The organism is Desulfobacula sp., from assembly GCF_014237455.1.
In the GTDB taxonomy this organism is placed as follows: Bacteria; Desulfobacterota; Desulfobacteria; order Desulfobacterales; family Desulfobacteraceae; genus Desulfobacula.
In genome coordinates this window covers 1-1528 of sequence record NZ_JABZFL010000088.1, presented here as the reverse complement: position 1 = coordinate 1528, position 1528 = coordinate 1, and the positions used below count along the sequence as shown (strand labels likewise).

The window sequence follows — 1528 nt, the reverse complement described above, 5'->3', positions numbered from 1 at the left end:
CACGTCTTTCATATAATATCACACAAACAAGTTTCGTATTAAAAAAAATCATCCCGGCCCTATCTCATGGTATAATCACAATTCAGGGAAACAGATTAGATGTTCAGGCAAAAATCTGAAGCTGAAATAAAAATCAGCCGCTTCCAGCGTATGATACATCATTTTAAAATTTTACCTTTTCCACACATGAACAATGCCCTTTGACCTTCATATTCACTCAACATATTCCGACGGAACCATGACTCCTGCGGAAATCATCCTGCTGGCCCGGAAAACCGGCCTGCAGACTATCGCCCTGACGGACCATGACACGACCGAGGGTATTGCCGAAATCATGGTCCAGGGGAAAAAACACAACATTGATGTTTTGGCAGGCATTGAACTCAGCGCAAGCTTTGATTCACATCCGGTACATATTCTCGGCTATGGCATTGACCATACAGACCCTCTCCTTTTCGAGAATCTCAAAGAAATTCAAAAAGCCAGAAACGACAGAAACGACAAAATTATCGCCAGATTGCAGGCTCTTGGCTTTGACATATCCCTGGCTGAACTGGATATGATCTCAAAATCCGGCCAGACAGGCAGGCCCCATATTGCCAGATTGCTGGTAAAAAAAGGATTTGTCTCGTCAACCGAGAAAGCTTTTGACCGGTATCTCGGCAAAAAAGGAAGTGCCTATACACCGCGTAAATCTTTGCCGGCGGATCAGGCCATTAAGATGATCAACATGGCAAAAGGTATTGCTGTCCTGGCTCATCCGGTCATCATTAACATGACTTTTCAATCTTTAGTCCAGATGGTCCTGAAATTACAGATTGCGGGACTCGCCGGCATAGAGATTTATTATCCTTCTCACCCTCCCCCATTTCGCTTCAAACTTGTGAAACTCTGTGCGGAGCATGGTCTCCTTGCAACCGGAGGAAGCGATTTTCACGGACTGCTCCACCCCTGGTCACGGTTGGGCTGTATGGATCGAGGTCAAAGTGTTTCTGATGAAATTGTGGAAAAATTGAAGGCGCATTTGCCGGCTGCACGGAAGACTGAAGGCTGAAGATTATAGAAATCAAACAAAGAGTCCAGTAACATGAATACCATTCTGGTTGTTGATGATGAACCGAATTACCTCATCGTCCTCACCGAGCTGCTAAAAGATGAAGGTTTTGAAGTCTTCAGCGCTCAAAACGGCAAGGAAGCCTTTGACATTGTCCTGGGCACGGATCTGGATCTTGTGGTCACAGACATGCAAATGCCTGTCATGGACGGTCTAGAATTGATCAAGGCCGTTAAATCCCACAATAAAGACTTGCCGATTATCATGATAACAGCTTATGGCGAGGTTGAAAAAGCTGTCAAGGCCATGCAGGCCGGGGCCTTTAATTACCTGACCAAGCCTTTTGAAAATGATGAGCTTGTTGTCAGTATAAAAAAAGCCATTGAACATTATCTGCTGGCCAAGGAAAATAAACGTCTCCGCAACGAGGTTCAGACCCGTTTCGGTTTTGCCAACATGATAGGCAAAAACAGA

General features: G+C 45.0%; 2 protein-coding genes. Both read left to right on the top strand.

All coding sequences use genetic code 11. The features are described 5' to 3' along the window. The first annotated feature begins 193 nt into the window (after window positions 1-193). Window positions 194-1054 (top strand): PHP domain-containing protein, encoded by an 861-nt coding sequence (locus HGJ91_RS12730; protein WP_291348185.1) that lies wholly within the window; start codon window positions 194-196, stop codon window positions 1052-1054. Window positions 1055-1087: 33 nt separating this feature from the next. Continuing rightward, a partial coding sequence (locus HGJ91_RS12725; RefSeq protein ID WP_291348184.1) for a response regulator occupies window positions 1088-1528 on the top strand: 441 nt, incomplete at its 3' end.

Coding starts and splice junctions, on each gene's coding strand:
- HGJ91_RS12730 (WP_291348185.1), top strand. CDS start 194: ATGCCCTTTGACCTTCATATTCACTCAACATATTCCGACGGAACCATG.